Genomic DNA, 14,528 nt, shown 5'->3' on the forward strand with positions numbered 1-14,528 from the left:
GGCTGCCTCTCTTGGCACCCGCCGGTGGCGGCTGCTTGCGCGCGTCATGCGCTGTGTGCTACTTTTGAACGTCCGCCCAAAGCAGTGCTGCACACGGTCCGGGTTCTCGGGCCTGGCATCGCATGCGGGCGTACAAGCAAGATCGGTTCCGCCGCCATGGCGGTTCCACGCCTGAGTCTGGGCTGCGGCAGTCCGGCGAGGGCCGAACATACCCGGTGCCCCCCACCGGGTGGCATGCCAGGGCGGCATGCAACCGAAGACGAAGAACCGGCTGCCCCCTGCCGGTTGGAGTGAATGTCATGGATTCAGTTGGCCAGTACCTGAACGAGATCGGTGCGGTGGCGCTGCTCACAGCAGAAGACGAGCGGATGCTCTCCCAGCAGATCGAAGCAGGACGCGATGCGAGGGCGCGCCTCGACAGCGACGAGGAACTGTCCGTGGCCGAGCGGCGCGAACTGCGCAAGGCGGTGCAGACGGCCGCGGCCGCACGTGACCGCTTCATCCGGGCGAACCTCCGCCTCGTGGTGTCCATCGCCCGCCGCTACCCGCTGCCCCCGACGCTGGAACTGCTCGACCTGATCCAGGAAGGCAACCTCGGCCTCGAACACGCAGTCGAGAAGTTCGACTGGCGCCGTGGCTTCAAGTTCTCCACCTACGCCACGTTCTGGATCCGCCAGTCCATCGGGCGAGCGCTCGATCAGAAGGGCAGCCTCATCCGCCTGCCTTCGGATCGGTCCGCCACGTTGCGGGCCGCGCTGCGGCACAACGGGGGCGACAGCGATTCGCTCGACGACGAGAACGCATGGCTGCAGCGAATCAGCACTCCCACGTCGCTCGACAAGACCGTCGGCGACGACGGCGACAGCGCGCTCATCGACCTCATCGGTGACGATGCGCCCGGCCCGGAGCACTACGCCATCGAATCGGCGCGCAAGACCATGGTGCACTCAATGCTCGGTCGCCTCGACGAGCGGGCTCAATATGCGGTCAAGCGCCGCAACGGCCTCATCGACGGCGAGCAGCGCAGCTACCGCGAGATCGGCGAAGAACTCGGCGTAACCGCCGAGGCGGCACGTCGCCTGGTCAAGCGCGCCGTCGATGAGCTGCAGAGCCTCGCCGCCGACGGCGAGTTTGTAGACATCGATGCCGACGCAGACGCTGTCTGACGACGCAGCCTCACCATCCGGCGCGCCCAGCCCCGCCGGGTCTTCGCAGCGCGCTCCAGATTGGCATCCGGGCTCATGGGCCGAACGGCCCGCCGGCCAGCAGCCCATCTGGCCCGACGCCGACGCGCTGGCAGCGTCGCTGGCCGAGTTGCGGCGGCGGCCCCCGCTGGTGTTTGCCGGCGAGGCAAGGCGGCTGACCGAGCTGCTCGGGCACGTGTGCTCTGGCAAAGCCTTTGTGCTGCAGGCCGGCGATTGTGCCGAGTCGTTCGAGCTCTCGACCGCAGACCAGATCCGCGACCGTCTCAAGGTGATCCTGCAGATGGCCGTAGTGATGCAGTACTCGGCAGGGCTGCCCATCGTGAAGGTGGGCCGGATCGCCGGCCAGTTTGCCAAACCGCGCAGTTCAGCCACCGAGACCCGCGACGGCGAGACGCTGCCCGTCTTCCGAGGCCACATCGTCAACGACATCGCGTTCGAATCCGAGGCCCGCACGCCTGATCCCTCCCGCCTGCTGGAGGCGTACAGCACCTCTGCGGCAACGCTCAATCTGTTGCGGGCCTTCACCCGTGGCGGTTACGCCGATCTGCGCCAGGTGCACGACTGGAATCAAGAGTTCGTGGCGTCCAGCCCAGCTGGTCAGCGCTATGAGGTACTGGCCAGTGGCATCGACGCGGCGCTGCGGTTCATGAACGCCTGCGGGCTCGACACCGACGACAGCGCCATGCGCCAAGTAGAGCTCTACACCAGCCACGAGGCGCTGCTGCTGGGCTACGAGGAAGCGCTCACCCGCACCGACAGCATCACCGGCGACTGGTACGACTGCTCCGCTCACATGCTGTGGGTCGGCGAGCGCACGCGCGAGCTCGATGGCGCACACATCGAGTTCCTGCGAGGGGTGCACAACCCGATCGGGGCGAAGCTGGGTCCCTCCGCCACACCCGCCGAGGCGTTGGCGCTGTGCGAAACGCTGAACCCATACCGGATCCCGGGCAGGCTGACCCTGATCAGCCGCATGGGAGCAGGCAACGTCTCGGAGTGCTTCGATCCCATCCTGCGAGCAGTCACCGACGCCGGCCACCCGGTGGTCTGGCAGTGCGACCCCATGCACGGCAATACGTTCAGCACCGATGACGGGGTCAAGACCCGCCACTTCGATGCGATCTTGGCCGAGATCCGCCAGTACTTCGCCGCTCACGCCACTGCCGGGACATGGCCTGGAGGCATTCATCTCGAGATCACCGGCGATGCGGTGACCGAGTGCATCGGCGGCGGTGACGAGCTGGCGCAGCATCAGCTCGGCGACCGCTACGAAACCATGTGCGATCCTCGCCTGAACGGCCGCCAGTCACTCGACTTGGCCTTCTTGGCCTCCGACCTGCTCGCGTCAGCGAGAAACGGAGCCGGCTGAGCCGGTCGGCTACGCCAAGTTGTCGACAAATCCCTCGAGCTGGCGCAGATTGCGGCACTCGAACACGCCGTCGGTGTAGGTCGAGTACTCGGTGATCACCGAGTCGCCCGTGTCCCAGTACGAGCGCGGCTCGGGGTTCAGCCAGAACACCGAACGGGCCCGCTTCTGGCACTCCTTGAGCACCCATGCGTTCGTCGAGTGGTAGTTGTTGCGGGCGTCGCCCAGGAACATCATCGTCGACTTGGCATTGACGTCCTTGCCGAAGTTCTCCCAGAAGACGCCGAAGGCATGGCCGTAGTCGGAGTGGCCATCGACCCAGACCACGTCAGCCTCGGTGTTCACCCGGTGCACCGCATTGGTGATGTCCTCTTCGTTCTGGAACATGTGGGTGACTTCGTCGATGCCGTCGATGAAGACGAACGAGCGCACTTTGGAGAACTGGTTCTGCAGCGCATACACCAAGTGCAAGGTGAAGCGGGCAAATGCTGCGACTGAGCCCGAGATGTCCGCCACCACGATGAGTTCGGGCTTGTTCGGCCGCGGGTGGCGAAAGCGCGGCTCGGCGGGCACACCGCCGTAGCTGAGCGAGCGCCGCACCGTGGCCCGGAAGTCGAGGGGTCCGCGGCGCTTGTGCTTGCGCTTGCGCGCCAGGCGCGCTGCCAGCTTGCGGGTGAGCGGCTGGATGGCCTTGCGGATGTTGGCCATCTCCTCCCGGCTGGCATGCATGAAGTCGACGTCTTCGGGAAGCGGCTTGCGCAGGGTCTTGGCCATCGCCTCGACGCCCCTGTCGGCCACCAGGCGACGCCGGATCTCGGCCTCGATCTCCCGCTTGAGCTGCTCGATGCGGTTCTCGAATTCCTCGCGTTCGAGCCGTTCTGCCAACGGCGTCATCTCGCCTTCGTACCGCTCAGAGGACTCCTCGATCAGCCGATCGAGCATGCCGTCGAGATCAAGATTGCGCAGCGTCCGGTACAGGTAATAGGTGCCGCCGACCGGCCGGCCCGGCTCCATGCCCGCGAACTGCGTCACCGCTGCTCGGGCCATGGCCGCCATCATCGCCTCATCCGCGTTCAGCAGCGCCCGAAAGAGCATCTCGGCGATCTCCTCGGGGGACATGTCCTGTCCACCCCCGCGACCGCCCATGCCCTGCATCTGCTGGGACATCCACTCTTCGAGATTGTCGGGATCGAATTCCCCGTTGCCTTCCTCGTCGCCGACGTTGTATTCCGGTCCGCGCAGCGAGAAGTACACCTCGAACACGGTCTCGAAGGCCCGCCAGTGCTGCTCGTTCTTCACGAGCGTGGCAGCGAGCGCGTACTTGAAGGCGTCGCGATCTTCGATGGGTATGTGCTTGACGGCCTCCATGGCGTCGAGGTTCTCCGTCAACGAGACCGGCAGGCCGGCGTTGCGCAGCTCCCCCACGAAACCGCTGAGCAGGTCCAGCATGGCTGACCTCCGTCCCTGTGCCGGTGCCGGCTAGGCCTCGACCGTCAGCTCTTTGGCGGCCTTCTCGATGTCGGATTGGTACTTGAGCAGGATGTGGAGTGTCTCCTTGGCCTGCTCGACGTCGATGTTCTCGATGCCCAGAAGCACCAAGGTCCGAGCCCAGTCCAGGGTCTCCGACACCGACGGCGCCTTCTTCAGCTCGAGCTGGCGGATGGAGCGCACGACGCGTGCAATCTGCTCGGCCAGGTTCTCGCTGATGCCCGCAACCTTTGTGAGGACGATCTGCTTCTCGCGCTCAAGATCGGGATAGTCGATGTGCAAGAACAGGCAGCGCCGCTTGAGCGCCTCGGACAGCTCGCGGGTGTTGTTGGAGGTCAGGAACACCAGCGGGATCTGGCTGGCCATGATCGTGCCGAGCTCGGGAATCGACACCTGGTAGTCCGACAGGATCTCCAGCAGAAGCGCCTCGGTCTCGATCTCGACGCGGTCCACCTCGTCGATCAGCAGCACCACCTTGTCCTCGGCGCTGATCGCTTCGAGCAGCGGTCGGGTGAGCAGGAACTCGTCCTGGAAGATGTCGTCCTGCAGCTCTACCCAGTCCTCGTGCTCGGCATCGACGCCCCGGTCGGCCTGAATGCGCAGGAGCTGCTTCTTGTAGTTCCACTCATACAGCGCCTTGGCCTCGTCGAGACCCTCGTAGCACTGCAGTCGAATGAGACGGGCGCCGCTCATGGCTGCCACCGACTTGGCCAGCTCGGTCTTGCCGGTGCCAGCGGGTCCCTCGATGAGCACCGGCTTGCCGAGTCGCTCCGCCAGGAACACCACGCTGGCGATGCCGTCGTCGGCGAGATACTCGACCTTGGCCAGGCCTTCGCGGACACCCGAGAGGTCTCCGAACATTGTCTCGTTCATTCTGGGTGTCTCCCCTGTCTGGTTGGGCAGTGGGCGGGGCGCTGGACCGCCGGGGCTGGGTCGCTGGCCGGGTTGTCGGCAGTAGGGCCGGTCAGACAGTGTGGCAGCCGCGGCCACCTGTCGGCACGGTCAGCCCCGCGTGTGACCCGTCCCGGTCACTACGAACTTGGTGGTCGTGAGCTGCTCGAGGCCCATCGGGCCGCGGGCATGCAGCTTCTGGGTGCTGATGCCGATCTCTGCGCCGAAGCCGAATTCCTCTCCGTCCACAAAGCGTGTCGAGGCGTTGACGAGCACGGCAGCGGCGTCCACCCGGCGGGTGAATTCCTGAGCGGCGGCAAGATCACCGGTCACGATGGCCTCACTGTGGCCGGTGCCGTGCTGATTGACATGATCGATGGCCCCATCGAGATCGTCGACGACGGCCACGCTCATCTTGAGTGCGAGAAACTCCGTGGCAAAATCCTCGGTGCTGGCGGGACCGATCTGGGGCGAGATGGCGCGGGAGGCTTCATCGCCCACCAGCTCGACGCCTTCAAGGTCCTCGACGATCCGAGGCAGGAAATCCGCGGCCACATCCCTATGCACAACGAGCGATTCGGCTGCGTTGCACACCGATGGCCGACTGAGCTTCGCGTTGGAGACGATGCCCGCAGCCATGTCCAGGTCTGCCTGGGCGTCGACGTAGACATGACAGTTGCCATCGCCGTCGATGACGTAGGGCACCGTGGCATTGGCGAGGACCGAGGCGATGAGCGCCGGACCGCCCCTGGGGATGAGACAGTCGATGTAGCCGCGCAAGCCCATGAACTCAGCGGCGGCACTGTGGCGGGTATCGGTGACGAGCACCAGGGCGTCTGCGGGCAAGCCGGCTTTGACCAGTCCTTCGCGCAGCGCTTCGGCGATGGCCATGTTGGAGTTCAGCGCGGCGCTCGAGCCCCGCAGGAACGCCGTGTTCCCCGATTTCAGGCAGAGGCCGAAGGCATCTGAGGTGACATTGGGTCGGCTTTCGTAGATGATCGCCACCACACCCAGCGGCACCCGAACCCGTTCCACCGCCAGCCCGTTCGGTCGCACCCACCCGTCCACAACCTGACCGACAGGATCAGCGAGAGCCGCCACATTGCGCAGGCCTGCAGCCATCGCCGAGATGCGGCCATGGTCCAGCCGCAACCGGTCGATGAGTGTCGCTGACGTGCCGGCAGCCTCGGCGCTGGCCACGTCGTCGCGGTTGGCGGCGAGGATCCTGTCGGTTGCCGCCTCCAGCAGGTCCGCTGCAGACAGCAGGGCCTCGTCGCGTACGGCGCCGGATGCCTGCGCAAGCACCGTCGCAGCGGCCTTCGCGCGCTCGCCGAGCACCGTCATTGCCGGGGCTGCTGGCATCGCCGCCGCGATGGGCGTCTGGGCGTCAGGCACCCGAGCAGACTAGTGGCATCGCCCTGAATCACCCCAAGACGACGAGGTCGTCACGGTGCACGACGAGCGGGTGCAATCCCTCAGGCAACTGGTCGCTGCGCAGGCCTGCAGTGACCCGCAAGCCGTCGGCGTCAATGGCCGCCAAGCCCTTGGCGAAGATCTCCCCCTGCGAGTCGACGATGTCGACCGCTTCCCCGGCGGCGAACGAGCCTGCGTGCCCGACAACGCCGGCCGCGAGCAGCGATGTGCCGCCTGTCGACACAGCTCGGCGGGCTCCGTCGTCGACGGTCACTGATCCGCGGGCCGCCACAGCGAAGCCGATCCACAGCTTGCGGGCGGAGACTCGGGCATCCCGTGCGGGCACGGTGGTACCGACGCCCGCCCGGCCTGCGGCGGCATCGGCGACGACATCGGGGCGGCGGGCTGAGGCGATCACCGTGCGCACGCCGCTCCATGAGGCCATCCGGGCGGCTGCCAGCTTCGAGGCCATGCCGCCGCTGCCGACCGCATTCGCCGAGCCCGCCGCTGCCTGCAGCGATGGGCTCACTTCAAGGATCTCCGAGATGAGCGAGGCGTCGGGATCGATGTTCGGGTCTGCAGTGAGAACGCCGGGCATGTCGGTCAGCAGGATCAGCGCATCAGCGCGCACGAGGTTTGCGACGAGCGCGGCGATCCGGTCGTTGTCGCCGTAGCGGATGGCGTCGTCGGCGATCGCGTCGTTCTCGTTGACCACCGGCACGACGCCGAGATCGAGCAGATGATGGAACGTGGCCCGGGCGTGGAGGTACTGGTCCCGGTCGCGGAAGTCGTGCGGGGCGATCAATACCTGGCCGACAACCATGCCCTCGGCAGCGAACAGCTCGCGGTACGAGGCCATCAGGTCGATCTGACCGACTGCCGACAATGCCTGCAGCCGTTCAGGCTCAGCGGGCCGCTCGACGTTCAGCCGTTGCACCCCCGCGGTGATCGCGCCGGAGGTGACCACGATCACTTCGTGACCAGCAGCGCGCACATCCGCTACGTCCGACGCCAGCTTCGCGACGGCGTCGAGGTCGACACGCCCATCCGATGTGGTGATGGACGACGTCCCGATCTTGGCAATCAGCCGTAAGGGAGCAGCCATCGACGTCAATCCTGCCGTCTCGCCGAGCTCATGGCAGCGACCCGCGTCATGCTGTCATGTCTCATGTGTCGTGCCTCATGTGCCGCGTCTCATGTGTCGGGCTCGTACGTGAACTCGAAGTTGCCGATGCGCACGAGGTCGCCCGACTGGGCGCCGTTGCGAGCCAGGGCCCGGGACACGCCGAGTTTCTCCAGGCGGCGCTGCGCCCAGGCAAGCGCGGCAGGGTCGGTGAGATCCGACAACGCCACGGCACGGCGCGCTTGACGACCCTCGATCTCGAAGACCCCGTCTGCGAGACGCAGCACGGTGATGCCGGCAGGCTCGGGGCGGTGCACGACGTACTGGGCGGGGGCTGCGTCGACCGCCCTGGCTTCGCAGACCAGGTCACGCAGCCGACCGAGTACCGGGGCCACGCCTTCGCCCGTGACGGCACTGAGCCGGGGCCCGTCCCAATCGAGATGGGCGACGTCGGCCTTGGTGCCGACGACCAGCCGCCGGCGAGACGCGAGTGCGGGGTCATGCTGCTCGAGTTCACCGAGCAGCACATCAACCTGCTCATGCGGATCACGATCGGCGACCTCCGCCAAGTCAGCCATGATCAGCAGTACTCGGGCTCGCTCGACGTGCCGCAGGAACTGGTGTCCGAGACCCCTGCCCTGCGCCGCGCCGTCGATCAAGCCGGGAACATCTGCGATCACCATCTCAAAGCTGTCCGCGCCAGCTCCGGCGCCGTCGTCGAGCCGGACGACTCCGAGGCTGGGCGTGAGGGTCGTGAACGGGTACGAGGCAACCTTTGGCCGCGCCGCCGACACCGCGCTGATGAAGGTGCTCTTGCCCGCGTTCGGGAAACCCACCAGAGCGACATCGGCCATCAGCTTCAGCTCGAGACCGAGCCAACGCTCTTCGCCCGGCTCCGCCTGCTCGGCGAAGTGAGGGGCGCGCATCCGGTTCGAAGCGAAGCGGGTGTTGCCCCGGCCGCCACGCCCGCCCTGTGCCGCCAACCAGCGGTCACCCGCGTTGACGAGGTCTGCCAGCACGGTGCCATCACGATCTCGCACGATGGTGCCCTCGGGCACGCTCACCAGTTCATCGGCGCCTTTGCGGCCATGCCGCTTGCGCCCCTGGCCGTGGCCGCCGTCGGTGGCGCGCCGGAACGGGAAGTCCCGGAACGCCAGCAGCGATGCCACATTGCGGTCCGCGACAACCCACACATCACCTCCGTGTCCGCCGTCGCCCCCGTCCGGTCCGCCGCGCGGCACGTGGGATTCGCGACGGAACGACACGCAGCCCGCCCCGCCGTCGCCGCCCTTCGCGTGCAACTGGCACTCATCGACAAAGTCGCTCATCGGCGTTCGCCCGTCTCAGGCATTCTCGGCTGAGCCCGTACAGCGTCCTCGCAGACGCCTACAGGTGCGGGATGAAGTGCGCGAGAACTACGACGGGACGACGTCAACGAGCCGGCGTCCACGGCGATAGCCGAACCGCACGACACCGGGAGCCGTCGCGAACAGCGTGTCGTCCTTGCCGCGCCCGACATTCCGTCCTGGATGGAACTTGGTGCCCCGCTGGCGCACGATGATGCCGCCGGCGTCGATGGTCTGCCCCGAATACACCTTGACGCCGAGACGCTTTGCCACCGAGTCGCGGCCGTTGCGAGTCGAGCCTCCGCCCTTGGTCTTCGACATGGTCAGTCCCTCGCAATCGCAGTGATCTCGACCGTGCTGTAGCGCTGCCGGTGTCCCCACCTGCGCCGGTTGGTCGTGGCGTTCTTGTAGGTGAAACCGTCGATCTTGGGCCCCTTGGTTTCGCCGACCACCCGGCCCGTCACCGAGGCGCCCACGAGCTCGTCAGGCGTCGCCAGCACTGCGCCGTCATCCACCACAAGAACCGGCGCGAAGGTGACCTCCTCGCCGGGCGGCACCGCGAGCAACTCAACGTCGAGCCGCTGGCCGGGCTCGACGCGGCGCTGCTTGCCGCCGGTAGCGATGACTGCGTACATCGGTTGGAGAGGATACCGATGAGGTCGCTCGATCGGCGAGTGGATTTCTTGCCCAGGATCGGGCGCCGGATCAGGCGAACAGCGACTCGCGCAACCGGATGCCGCGTCCTTCGCATTCATCGCATGGATCCGACATCGACTCCAGCAGTCCCTCACCGGTGCGCATCCGGGTCATCTGCACAATGCCCATGTCCGAAATCGGCTCCGTGGCGGTGCGGGTCTTGTCCCGGGCCAGCGCCTCATTCAGCGTCGACATGAGCCGTTCGCGTTGGTGCTTGTCATCCATGTCCACGAAGTCCACGACGATGATCCCGCCGATGTCCCGCAGCCGCAGCTGCTTGGCAATCTCGGTGGCGGCCTCCAGGTTGTTCTGGAACAGCGTCTCGTTCAGGCTGGACTTGCCCACGTTGCGACCCGTGTTCACGTCGATCACGGTCAGCGCCTCGGTGTGCTCGATGATCAGCGATCCGCCCGACGGCAGCCACACCTTGCGATCGGTGGCCTTGCGCACCTGCTCCGCCACGTGCACCCGCTCGAACAGCGGCAGCCGCTCAGCAACCGGGTCATAGAGCCGGATGCGGTCCACCAGCGGTGCCGCTACCGCCTCCATGTAGCCCTTGACTTGGGAGAACAGTGCCGGGTCGTCGATCACCACCTCACGGAAATCGGCAGTGAACTGCTCGCGGATGATGCGCACCGCCAGCTCCGGCTCCCGGAACAGCAGCGTGGGCGCATCGGAGCGCTTGGCCAGTTCGCTGATCTTCGTCCACTGCTGTGTCAGCCGTTCGATGTCGCGGCGGATCTCGGCGGCAGTGACGTTCTCGGCAGCGGTGCGCAGGATGACCCCGAACCCATCGGGGATCTCCTTGGCCAGCAGGCTGCGCAACCGGCGTCGCTCGCGGCTGGGCAGACGACGGGATATACCCATCGCGCTGCTGTTGGGGATCAGCACCACGAATCGGCCCGGCAGCGACACCTCGGTGGTCAGACGGGCGCCCTTGTGGCCGATCGGGTTCTTGATGACCTGGCACATGATCGTCTGATCGTTCTTGATCAGCTCTCCGATCGCGGGCCCCGCCACGGAGCGTCCTCGCCTCCCGCCGGCCCGCTTGCGCTCGGAGCCTCCGTCGTCATCGCTCTCGTCGGATGCAACCGTCAGATCACCGCGGTACAGCACGGCCTGCTTGGGCGTGCCGATGTCGACGAACGCCGCTTCCATGCCTGGAAGCACACGCCGCACGCGACCCAGGTAGAGATTTCCGTAGATCTCCGAGATGTCGTCGGACGGGCGGCTCACGTAGTACTCGATCAGCGAACGGCCCTCGAGCACGGCGATGTGCGTCGCTCCCTCGGAGACATGAACGCACATCCGGTACCGGCCCAACGGCTTGCCGTTGCGGTACTTGCCGCGGCGCTCGGTGAGCTGCTCGTCGTCGAGCTCGAGCGGTTGCTGATCGGCCAGGATGGCTTCGACCGGTGCGTGAGAGCCATTGCGCGTCTCGGCGGTCGTCGCAGCGGCCTCGCCGGATCGGCCGCGCCCACCGCGTCCCCGACCGCCGCGCCGTCGGCGGCGCCGCCCCCCGGCACCCTCGCTCTCGGGCGCTGCTTGAGTCGGTGCGGGTCGGCTGTCGCCGATCTGCGGCTTGCGAGCCGGCGGCGGCACTGGCGGGACTGGGGGCTTCGCATCCTCCGGCTCGGCCTGAGCCGAGTCCGCCTTCGTCTTTCCTTTGGGCCCGGGCTTGGCCCTGGAATCGGCCCTGGACTCAGACTTGGGTCCGGGCTTGGCTCTGGAATCGGCCTTGGAATCAGACTTGTCCCCGGACCCAGCCTTGGGTGTGTCCGGGGCCGCAGTTGTTCGCCTGCGCCTGGTCGGCTGCTTCGAATCCGCCGCTGGTGTTGCCGCTGTCGCCAGGCCCGGTTCCGGTGCGACAAGTCGACGCTTGCGAACAGCGGGTGCCGGATCGGTCTCGTTGGCCTGTGTCGAGTTCTCCTGGGTCTTCTTCTGCGTCGTTTTTTTCTGTGTCTTGTCCTGTTGTGTCTTTTCCTGTGTGTCGTCGGTTGTGTCGTTCAGTGTTGATTCATCCACTGATGGATTCCTTGTGTTTCTGGGCGCACATGGCAGGCACGGCCGGTTCGGCTCGTCCCGCGGCGCCACTCGTCCATTGATGTGTTCTTCGGGCAATGCCCATCTCATGCGCCGGCGCGAGTGCCGGCACCAGTTCGCTAGGGCGCACCACCCGGGGCGTGGCTGACAGCTCGGCGCTCAGCACCGCCCCTCGGTCCGAGCATCCAACCACCTGCAGCACCTCAACGCTGGGTCGAATATCCGAACTCACGGTCTCGCCTTTGTGCACCCGTTCAGTCACGACGGTACCGGCATCGAGGAATTCTGCAACCGCTTGCGCCGCCGCAGAGGCATCGAGCCCCACGATCTCGAATTGCCAACCGCACGAACGAACCGCCGCCTGCAACGACGGGCCGCGGCCGTCGGTCAGCCCCGCTGCGGACACTTCCATGCCCACCGGCAACGCCTCGCTGAGCGCCAAGGCGACGGTGCAGTAGCTCGGTCCAGCCGCAGGAGACTCGTGGTCGCACGGCGCATGAGTGCCGTTCCGGCAGGCGATCACAGGTGCCGCACGGGGCACCGAAGCGCTGCCGTCACCCTGCACGCCATCGGGGCCAGTCCCGTCGAGCACCGCACCCGCGACCAGCGGCAGCTCCACGAACTCGGCCTCCGACTCGTACCCGGTCGGCAGCGCCAAGCCGAAGCTCAGCTTCATGCGAGGGGAGAAGCCCTCGCTGTAGGCCACCGGCAACCCGACCTTGCGCACGGCGCGCTCGGTCACACGGGCGACGTCGCGGTGGCCGATGAAGCGGATCTTGCCGACCTTGGAGAAGCGGACGCGCAGCCTCAACGCCATCTCCCACCCACGAGGGTGGGAGCGGCACTGCGGCTCTGCACCGGTGCCAGGACCCAGCGCATCATGCGCCGGCCCCGCTCGGTGCGCCTGCGCCCGCCAGCTGGCGGGGTCGCAGCTCGACCGGCACCAGATGGCCGGTCGCGAGATCCTGTCCCGTCCCCTGACTGCCGCCATTGGGGGCGACAGGGGACGCAACCATGTGCTCGATCCCATATTCAGTACAGGCCCCGCAGTCGTAGCACGGGGTCCATCGGCAGTCAGGCAGGCCATGCCCAGCCAGGGCGTCCTGCCAGTCGTGCCAGAGAAAATCGCGGTGCAGCCCGGCACCGATGTGATCCCAAGGCAGCACCTCGTGCTCGCCTCGATGGCGATGCACGTACCAATCCAGTTCGAGGCCGCACGCTGCCATGGCCTCTTCCCACAAGCCCAAGTCAAAGCGCTCGCTCCACTCCTGGAACGTGCCGCCCTTGCGCCAGACGTACTCGATGGCTGCGCCCACTCGGCGGTCGCCACGGCTGGCGATGCCCTCAGCGGTCGAAGCGGCCGGGTCATGCCACTTCAGCTGCACGCGCCGGTTGCGGCCCAACGCCGAGCGCACCAGCCGCACCTTGCGGGCCAGCTCATCGGGCGGGTTCTGCCCGAACCACTGGAACGGCGTGTGCGGTTTGGGCACGAAGCCCCCCAGCGACACTGTCACCGACGCGCGCTTGGTGTACTCCTGCCCGATACGGGTGCAGGCATCGGCCAGGTGAGCGATGGCCTCGGTGTCGGGGTCCATCTCCGAAGGCAGGCCGGTGAGGAAGTACAGCTTCATGCGATGCCAGCCTTGGCTGTAGGCCGAGCGCACCGCTCCGTACAGGTCCTCTTCGGTGATGAGCTTGTTGATGATCTGGCGCAGACGCCACGATCCCGCCTCGGGGGCAAAGGTGAGCCCCGTGCGACGAGCGCGTGACACCTGCGCCGCCACGTCGACCGTGAAGGCGTCGACGCGCATGCTGGGCAGCGAGACACTGATCCGGTTGGAATCAGCGCCGGCTCCACCGGCGGTGTTGTTGCCGCTGGCTCCGCCGGCTGTGTCGTTGCCGCCGGCTCCGCCGGCGGAGACCGTGTCACGCACCAGTTCGGCGATGCCGCTGTAGTCGGCCGTCGACAGCGACATCAGGCTGACCTCGTCGTAGCCGCTGCGCTCAAGGCCAGCAGTCACCATCTCGCGGACCTGAGCAGCCGGGCGCTCACGAACCGGGCGAGTGATCATCCCCGCTTGGCAGAAGCGACACCCGCGGGTACAGCCCCTGAAGACCTCCACCGACAGCCGATCGTGGACGACTTCGGTGACCGGCACCAGCTGCTGGCGGGGATACGGCCACTCGGCCAGATCGGCAACCGTGCGCTTGGCAACGAGCGCCGGAACGTCGGGATACCTGGGCGTGACGCCAGCAAGCGCCGGCCCGTCGTAGGCCACCTCATACATGGCCGGCACATACACACCCTCAATGCCTGCGAGGTCGCGCAGGATGGTGGTGCGCGTGCCTGAACGCTTGCCGCTTCGCTTCCAGGTGCCTACCGCCTCGGTGATCTCGGAGACCACTTCCTCGCCGTCGCCGATCACGAAGAAATCCACGAAATCGGCCAGCGGCTCAGGGTTGTATGCACAATGGCCGCCGGCGCCGATGAGCGGATCGTCATCACTGCGCTGCGCCGAACGCACCGCCACACCCGCAAGGTCGATGCAGTTGAGCACGTTCGTGTACACGAGCTCAGCGGAGAGGTTGAAGGCGATGATGTCGAAATCGCCCGCTGCTCGATGCGTGTCCACCGAGAACAACGGCAGCCCAGCGGCACGCATCTCGGCCTCGAGGTCGATCCAGGGCGCATAGGCGCGCTCGGCGCTGGCGTCCGGGCGCTCGTTCAGCAGCTCATAGAGAATCTGCAGACCTTGGTTCGGCAGACCGATCTCGTAGGTATCGGGATACGTCAGAAGCCACGAGGTGAGATGCGGGCCCACGGCCGGTCGTTGCATCCCGTCCTCGCAGCCGATGTACCGAGCCGGCTTGGAGACACGTGGCAGCAAGGGCTCGAGCCGGGGCCACAGCGTTGTCATTGCAACTCCAACGCTACCGGCCCGGCCAGATCGTGAAGC

At 66.8% G+C, this 14,528-nt stretch carries 12 protein-coding genes; 2 read left to right on the plus strand and 10 right to left on the minus strand.

Going from position 1 to position 14,528, the window contains the following annotated elements:
* Nucleotides 1-299: 299 nt before the first annotated feature.
* The gene (locus tag ACOGXE_RS02900; RefSeq protein WP_419932453.1) at nt 300-1,166 is read left to right on the plus strand and encodes a sigma-70 family RNA polymerase sigma factor; all 867 of its coding nucleotides are present in this window, start codon (nt 300-302) and stop codon (nt 1,164-1,166) included.
* Nucleotides 1,144-2,574 (plus strand): class II 3-deoxy-7-phosphoheptulonate synthase, encoded by a 1,431-nt coding sequence (locus tag ACOGXE_RS02905; RefSeq protein ID WP_419932454.1) that lies wholly within the window; start codon nt 1,144-1,146, stop codon nt 2,572-2,574. Before ACOGXE_RS02900 ends, ACOGXE_RS02905 begins: the two co-directional genes overlap by 23 nt.
* Before the next feature lie 9 nt (nt 2,575-2,583).
* On the opposite strand, the gene ACOGXE_RS02910 is transcribed toward ACOGXE_RS02905, so the two are convergent.
* The 10 genes from ACOGXE_RS02910 to ACOGXE_RS02955 form a co-directional block, all read right to left on the minus strand.
* Nucleotides 2,584-4,020 (minus strand): vWA domain-containing protein, encoded by a 1,437-nt coding sequence (locus tag ACOGXE_RS02910; RefSeq protein ID WP_419932455.1) that lies wholly within the window; start codon nt 4,018-4,020, stop codon nt 2,584-2,586.
* A 30-nt stretch (nt 4,021-4,050) separates the two neighbouring features.
* Nucleotides 4,051-4,932 carry a MoxR family ATPase gene (locus ACOGXE_RS02915; RefSeq protein ID WP_323673529.1) on the minus strand — a complete coding sequence of 294 codons (882 nt, stop codon included), beginning with the start codon at nt 4,930-4,932 and terminating at the stop codon, nt 4,051-4,053.
* Between the two features lie 129 nt (nt 4,933-5,061).
* Nucleotides 5,062-6,312 carry a glutamate-5-semialdehyde dehydrogenase gene (locus tag ACOGXE_RS02920; protein ID WP_419933472.1) on the minus strand — a complete coding sequence of 417 codons (1,251 nt, stop codon included), beginning with the start codon at nt 6,310-6,312 and terminating at the stop codon, nt 5,062-5,064.
* Nucleotides 6,313-6,373: 61 nt separating this feature from the next.
* Complete coding sequence (gene proB / locus ACOGXE_RS02925; protein ID WP_419932456.1) at nt 6,374-7,468, minus strand: glutamate 5-kinase; 1,095 nt, start codon at nt 7,466-7,468, stop codon at nt 6,374-6,376.
* 89 nt (nt 7,469-7,557) lie between these two features.
* Nucleotides 7,558-8,814, minus strand: a complete 1,257-nt coding sequence (gene obgE, locus ACOGXE_RS02930) for a GTPase ObgE (protein ID WP_419932457.1) — start codon at nt 8,812-8,814, stop codon at nt 7,558-7,560.
* 87 nt (nt 8,815-8,901) lie between these two features.
* The gene (gene rpmA, locus ACOGXE_RS02935; RefSeq protein WP_419932458.1) at nt 8,902-9,153 is read right to left on the minus strand and encodes a 50S ribosomal protein L27; all 252 of its coding nucleotides are present in this window, start codon (nt 9,151-9,153) and stop codon (nt 8,902-8,904) included.
* Nucleotides 9,154-9,155: 2 nt separating this feature from the next.
* Nucleotides 9,156-9,467 carry a 50S ribosomal protein L21 gene (gene rplU, locus ACOGXE_RS02940; RefSeq protein WP_419932459.1) on the minus strand — a complete coding sequence of 104 codons (312 nt, stop codon included), beginning with the start codon at nt 9,465-9,467 and terminating at the stop codon, nt 9,156-9,158.
* A gap of 70 nt (nt 9,468-9,537) precedes the next feature.
* On the minus strand, nt 9,538-11,130 hold the full coding sequence (locus tag ACOGXE_RS02945; protein ID WP_419932460.1) for an Rne/Rng family ribonuclease: 1,593 nt from the start codon (nt 11,128-11,130) through the stop codon (nt 9,538-9,540).
* A 415-nt stretch (nt 11,131-11,545) separates the two neighbouring features.
* Nucleotides 11,546-12,388 (minus strand): TIGR03936 family radical SAM-associated protein, encoded by an 843-nt coding sequence (locus ACOGXE_RS02950; RefSeq protein ID WP_419932461.1) that lies wholly within the window; start codon nt 12,386-12,388, stop codon nt 11,546-11,548.
* A gap of 61 nt (nt 12,389-12,449) precedes the next feature.
* Nucleotides 12,450-14,489 carry a radical SAM protein gene (locus ACOGXE_RS02955; RefSeq protein WP_419932462.1) on the minus strand — a complete coding sequence of 680 codons (2,040 nt, stop codon included), beginning with the start codon at nt 14,487-14,489 and terminating at the stop codon, nt 12,450-12,452.
* Nucleotides 14,490-14,528 lie beyond the last annotated feature (39 nt).

The sequence above is a fragment of the Candidatus Poriferisodalis sp. genome, assembly GCF_965208555.1.
Taxonomy (GTDB): domain Bacteria; phylum Actinomycetota; class Acidimicrobiia; order Acidimicrobiales; family Poriferisodalaceae; genus Poriferisodalis.

Coding starts and splice junctions, on each gene's coding strand:
- ACOGXE_RS02900 (WP_419932453.1), top strand. CDS start 300: ATGGATTCAGTTGGCCAGTACCTGAACGAGATCGGTGCGGTGGCGCTG.
- ACOGXE_RS02905 (WP_419932454.1), top strand. CDS start 1,144: ATGCCGACGCAGACGCTGTCTGACGACGCAGCCTCACCATCCGGCGCG.
- ACOGXE_RS02910 (WP_419932455.1), bottom strand. CDS start 4,020: ATGCTGGACCTGCTCAGCGGTTTCGTGGGGGAGCTGCGCAACGCCGGC.
- ACOGXE_RS02915 (WP_323673529.1), bottom strand. CDS start 4,932: ATGAACGAGACAATGTTCGGAGACCTCTCGGGTGTCCGCGAAGGCCTG.
- ACOGXE_RS02920 (WP_419933472.1), bottom strand. CDS start 6,312: ATGCCAGCAGCCCCGGCAATGACGGTGCTCGGCGAGCGCGCGAAGGCC.
- proB (WP_419932456.1), bottom strand. CDS start 7,468: ATGGCTGCTCCCTTACGGCTGATTGCCAAGATCGGGACGTCGTCCATC.
- obgE (WP_419932457.1), bottom strand. CDS start 8,814: ATGAGCGACTTTGTCGATGAGTGCCAGTTGCACGCGAAGGGCGGCGAC.
- rpmA (WP_419932458.1), bottom strand. CDS start 9,153: ATGTCGAAGACCAAGGGCGGAGGCTCGACTCGCAACGGCCGCGACTCG.
- rplU (WP_419932459.1), bottom strand. CDS start 9,467: ATGTACGCAGTCATCGCTACCGGCGGCAAGCAGCGCCGCGTCGAGCCC.
- ACOGXE_RS02950 (WP_419932461.1), bottom strand. CDS start 12,388: ATGGCGTTGAGGCTGCGCGTCCGCTTCTCCAAGGTCGGCAAGATCCGC.
- ACOGXE_RS02955 (WP_419932462.1), bottom strand. CDS start 14,489: ATGACAACGCTGTGGCCCCGGCTCGAGCCCTTGCTGCCACGTGTCTCC.